We start from the raw sequence: 5,057 nt of genomic DNA, 5'->3' as shown, positions 1-5,057 counted from the left end.
TGCGTGATCTGATCCTTCAACTCAGCAAAAGTTCGATTTATTCAACAAAGTCCCATATTGCGGTACTGGAGGGGGCGCCCGCGCTGTCTGAAAACTGGTCCCTGTTTGAGTCCAATGAAGCGCTTTTTCATGAAGCCCGCACGACGCAGGCGGCAACCCTTGTTTTCTCGCTGATGCAGAACAATCAGATTGAAACGCTGACACGACAAATTCATACCTTACGTCGTCAACGCGGCAGCGCGTTAAAAATTGTGGTACGCGAAAACAATACCAGCCTGCGTGCCACGGATGAGCGTCTGCTTTTGGGCTGTGGCGCAAACATGGTTATCCCGTGGAATGCCCCTCTGTCACGCTGCCTGACGCTTATCGAAAGTGTCCAGGGGCAGCAGTTCAACCGCCACGTACCGGAAGATATTTCCACGCTGCTTTCCATGACGCAGCCGATGAAACTGCGTGGTTATCAGAAATGGGATACCTTCTGCGATGCCGTTGGCAACATGATGAACAACACGCTGCTTCCTGCAGACGGGAAAGGGGTAATGGTTGCCCTGCGACCTGTACCGGGGATCCGCGTGGAACAGGCGCTCACCTTATGCCGCCCGAACCGTACCGGGGACATCATGACGATTGGCGACAACCGCCTGGTTCTGTTTTTGTCTTTTTGTCGGGTGAACGATCTCGATACCGCGCTGAACCACATCTTCCCGCTGCCTACCGGGGATATTTTCTCAAACCGTATGATTTGGTTCGAAGACAATCTGATCAGCGCTGAGCTGGTGCAGATGCGTGCCCTCGCGCCTGAAAACTGGGTGAAACCGCTACCTGTCACGAGCGATGTCAAACCGATCCTCAATGCACGGCATGACGGCCATATCTGGCGTCGGGTTCCGGAACCCCTTCGCTTATTAACTGAGAATGGGGAGAACGCACCATCATGAATATCAGCGATATCATTCAACTGGTTGTATTCTGTGCGCTGATCTTTTTCCCGCTTGGTTATTATGCACGCCATTCACTGCGCCGTATTCGCGATACGGCCAGAATGGCCTTTGGCAAACCTCGCTATGTCAAACCAGCCGGAACACTGACACGGGCAACACACGTCAAGGCAGACCGAAAACATGACTAACTCAACTTATACCGCTTCGTCACCATCGCCTCTGTGGCAATACTGGCGCGGCCTTTCCGGCTGGAACTTCTACTTTCTGGTGAAGTTTGGTCTGCTGTGGGCTGGCTATCTGAACTTCCATCCTCTGCTGAACCTGGTGTTTATGGCTTTCCTGCTGATGCCGCTGCCCAATATCAGGCTGCATCGCTTGCGTCACTGGGTTGCCATCCCGCTGGGTTTTGCGCTGTTCTGGCATGACACCTGGCTGCCGGGGCCGGACAGCATCATGAGCCAGGGTTCGCAGGTCGCCGGGTTTAGCGCCAGCTATATTCTCGACCTGACCGAGCGCTTTATTAACTGGCAGATGATTGGCGCGGTCTTTGTGCTGCTGGTTGCCTGGCTGTTTCTGTCACAGTGGATCCGCGTCACGGTGTTTGTCGTTGCCATTATGATTTGGCTGAACGTTCTGACGCTGGCTGGGCCAAGTTTTTCCCTGTGGCCTGCCGGTCAACCGACCAGCACGGTGACCACCACCGGAGGAAGCGCGGCAGCAACCGTTGCCACGGCTGGCGACACGCCGGTGGTGGGCGATATTCCAGCGCAGACCGCACCGCCGACCTCAACCAACCTGAATGCCTGGCTTTCCAGCTTCTACACCGCGGAAGATAAGCGTCAGACTAAATTCCCGGATGCACTCCCGGCAGATGCTCAGCCGTTTGAACTGCTGGTAATTAACATCTGCTCCCTCTCCTGGGCTGACGTTGATGCGGCTGGTTTAATGTCGCACCCGCTGTGGTCGCATTTCGATATCCAGTTTAAAGACTTTAACTCTGCCACCTCGTACAGCGGCCCGGCGGCCATCCGCCTGCTGCGAGCAAGCTGCGGCCAGCCATCGCACAAGAATTTGTATCAGCCCGCTGGCAACCAGTGTTATCTGTTCGATAACCTGGCGAAACTGGGCTTTACGCAGCATCTGATGCTTGGGCATAACGGTCAGTTCGGTAACTTCCTGAAAGAGGTACGTGAAGAAGGGGGTATGCAGGCACCGCTGATGGATCAAACCGGGCTACCGGTCACGCTGCTGGGCTTCGACGGCTCGCCAGTCTATGACGATACCGCCGTGCTACAGCGCTGGCTGCAGACCATTGAAAAAGACAGCAATCCGCGCAGCGCCACGTTCTATAACACCCTGCCCCTTCACGACGGTAACCATTTCCCGGGCGTGAGCAAAACGGCGGATTACAAAGTGCGTGCGCAGAAGTTCTTTGATGAGCTGGATGCGTTCTTCACTGAGCTGGAAAAATCTGGCCGTAAAGTGATGGTGGTTGTCGTTCCGGAGCACGGTGGGGCGCTGAAAGGCGACAGAATGCAGGTGTCCGGCCTGCGCGATATCCCCAGCCCATCCATTACCAACGTGCCTGCCGGGATTAAATTCTTTGGTATGAAGGCACCGCATCAGGGCGCACCGATTGAGATCACTCAGCCAGTCAGCTATCTGGCCATCTCTGAGCTCGTGGCCCGCGCGGTCGATGGTAAGCTGTTTGTGGAAGATAGCGTGAACTGGGATCAGCTCACCAGCAATCTGCCGCAAACCGCGGAAGTGTCAGAGAATGCGAATGCGGTTGTCATTCAGTACCAGAACAAACCGTACGTTCGCCTGAACGGCGGAGACTGGGTACCTTATCCGCAGTAAGTTCTACAGCCCCTCTTCCCCTCGGGGAGAGGGAATTATTGTTCCGCGAGCCAGACGAGCATTTTCAGGCTCGCGGAATATCCTGTAGGGCGCATATTTATTCAGCGCTGCGCAGGGAGATCTCACCGCCCACCCAGGGCTTGATGACGCCATCCTGCTCCAGGAGCAGGGCACCCTGTGCATCAATGCCGCGAGAGATACCGTAGATCTCCTTATCACCAATCAGCAGTTTCACCGGTCGGTTGATAAAGTTATCGAGTTTTTCCCAACGAGACAGGAACGATGCCAGCCCTTCCTGTTCAAAGAGAGACAGGGAGGTACGCAGCTCTTTAATCATACGCACGGCAAGCGTGTTGCGATCGATGGTGATCCCCGCTTCCTGCAGGTTGGTCCACGCCTGATTCACCACATCGCTTTGCACATTTCTCATTACCATATTGAGACCGGCACCAATGACAATTTGCGCCGCATCGCCAGTTTTTCCCGTCAGTTCGACCAGGATGCCGGCAAGCTTACGATCGTTCAGGTAAAGGTCGTTTGGCCATTTTACCCGTACTTTATCCGCGCCAAGTTCATGCAGAACTTCCGCCATAACGATACCAATCACCAGACTCAGACCCACTGCGGCGGCAGGCCCCTGCTCAAGACGCCAGTACATGGAAAGATAGAGGTTTGCGCCAAACGGTGAGAACCATTTACGCCCGCGACGGCCGCGCCCGGCCTGCTGGTACTCTGCAACGCAGGCATCCCCTGATTCCAGCTCGCCTATCCGCTCCAGCAGGTACTGGTTTGTCGAATCGATGACCGGCAATACGGCCACGTTACCCTGCCCTATCTGGCTGCGGATGAGTTCTTCGTTCAGGAGCTGAATGGGCTCCGGCAGGCTGTAGCCTTTTCCGGGCACGGTGAAGACATCAACCCCCCAGTCGCGGAGGGTCTGAATATGTTTATTAATGGCAGCACGGCTCATGCCCAGCTGCTCGCCTAATTGCTCGCCAGAATGAAACTCACCGTCGGCAAGGATGCCAATCAGGGTTAACGGGATGGTATTGTCCTTCACGCGATAGTCTCCACAGCATTCACTTCACCCGTACGACCAATGAAGCGGACTTCCGGCTCCAGCCAGACGTTAAATTTCTCACCCACTTGCTGACGCACATGGTGCGCCAGTTGCACCACGTCGTCGCTGGTCGCATCGTGTTGATTGATCAGCACCAGTGCCTGCTGACGGTGAACCGCTGCGCCGCCCACGGTAGTACCTTTTAACTGGCACTGATCGATAAGCCACCCTGCGGCCAGCTTCACGCTGCCATCCGCCTGCGGATAATGCGGGGCAGTAGGCCATTTAGCCAGCAATGCTTTCGCGTTTTCGCTGCTTATGACCGGGTTTTTAAAGAAACTGCCGGCATTTCCGTTTACTTTGGGATCGGGCAGCTTGGTCATGCGCATATGGCAAACCGAGTCAAACACATCGCGAGGGGTGACGGTTGCCGGATCGAGGCGCGTTAAATCACCATAGGTCAGCACCGGCTGCCAGGTTTTGGACAGACGCAGGCCCACAGCGACAATGACGTAGCGATCCTGATATTCATGTTTGAAGATGCTGTCACGGTAGCCAAAACGGCACTGCTCTGCCGTTAAACGCTGAGCCGTACCGGTCGCCAGCTCAATGCAGTCGACATAGTCGCACACGTGTTTGAGTTCGATGCCATACGCACCGATATTTTGAATGGGTGATGATCCCGCGCAGCCCGGGATGAGAGCCAGATTTTCCAGTCCCGGCATCCCTTTTTCGAGGGTGTATTGCACCAGTTGATGCCAGTTTTCGCCGGCACCTACGCGCAAACGCCAGCTATCGGCGCACTCTTCGACCTCAATTCCCATGATGCGGTTAATAATGACCGTCCCGGCAAAATCATCGAGAAACAGGACATTGCTGCCTTCGCCCAGAATCAGTACGGGTTCGTTGTTTTCTGTTGCGCGTTGCCATGCATCCAGCAGTTGCTGGGCCGTATCGGCGCGTACAATGTGATTAGCATTCCGTTGAATACCAAAGGTATTCCAGGGCTTAAGGGAGTGGTTCATAGGCGCTATCCTGATGCAAAAACGCAGGTAGTTTACCGTATAAGCAGTACGTTGTGGGGGATTAGTTTGTGCAGCGCAGAAACGCAAAAAGGCCATCCTTTCGGATGGCCTCTTCACTTATTTGATGCCTGGCAGTTCCCTACTCTCACATGGGGAGACCCCACACTACCA

General features: G+C 55.0%; 5 protein-coding genes. 3 read left to right on the top strand and 2 right to left on the bottom strand.

Going from position 1 to position 5,057, the window contains the following annotated elements:
- The 3 genes from bcsE to bcsG form a co-directional block, all read left to right on the top strand.
- On the top strand, window positions 1–938 hold a 938-nt coding region (gene bcsE, locus HX884_RS25210), incomplete at its 5' end, for a cellulose biosynthesis protein BcsE (RefSeq protein WP_178328960.1).
- On the top strand, window positions 932–1,129 hold the full coding sequence (gene bcsF, locus HX884_RS25205; protein WP_028027931.1) for a cellulose biosynthesis protein BcsF: 198 nt from the start codon (window positions 932–934) through the stop codon (window positions 1,127–1,129). The genes bcsE and bcsF, both read left to right, overlap by 7 nt.
- The gene (gene bcsG / locus HX884_RS25200; protein WP_013099223.1) at window positions 1,122–2,801 is read left to right on the top strand and encodes a cellulose biosynthesis protein BcsG; all 1,680 of its coding nucleotides are present in this window, start codon (window positions 1,122–1,124) and stop codon (window positions 2,799–2,801) included. The genes bcsF and bcsG overlap by 8 nt, the downstream gene beginning before the upstream one ends.
- Window positions 2,802–2,898: 97 nt before the next feature.
- Here the strand turns inward: bcsG and birA are convergent, their stop codons facing one another.
- The gene (gene birA, locus HX884_RS25195) at window positions 2,899–3,861 is read right to left on the bottom strand and encodes a bifunctional biotin--[acetyl-CoA-carboxylase] ligase/biotin operon repressor BirA (RefSeq protein WP_013099224.1); all 963 of its coding nucleotides are present in this window, start codon (window positions 3,859–3,861) and stop codon (window positions 2,899–2,901) included.
- The gene (gene murB / locus HX884_RS25190; protein ID WP_061772725.1) at window positions 3,858–4,886 is read right to left on the bottom strand and encodes a UDP-N-acetylmuramate dehydrogenase; all 1,029 of its coding nucleotides are present in this window, start codon (window positions 4,884–4,886) and stop codon (window positions 3,858–3,860) included. The genes birA and murB overlap by 4 nt, the downstream gene beginning before the upstream one ends.
- Window positions 4,887–5,057 lie beyond the last annotated feature (171 nt).

Origin of the sequence: Enterobacter sp. SECR19-1250 (genome assembly GCF_013391025.1) — a bacterium.
In the GTDB taxonomy this organism is placed as follows: domain Bacteria; phylum Pseudomonadota; class Gammaproteobacteria; order Enterobacterales; family Enterobacteriaceae; genus Enterobacter; species Enterobacter cloacae.
Note: the sequence above shows the minus strand (reverse complement) of the source record. Positions and strands in the feature narration are given on the sequence as shown.

Coding starts and splice junctions, on each gene's coding strand:
- bcsG (WP_013099223.1), top strand. CDS start 1,122: ATGACTAACTCAACTTATACCGCTTCGTCACCATCGCCTCTGTGGCAA.
- murB (WP_061772725.1), bottom strand. CDS start 4,886: ATGAACCACTCCCTTAAGCCCTGGAATACCTTTGGTATTCAACGGAAT.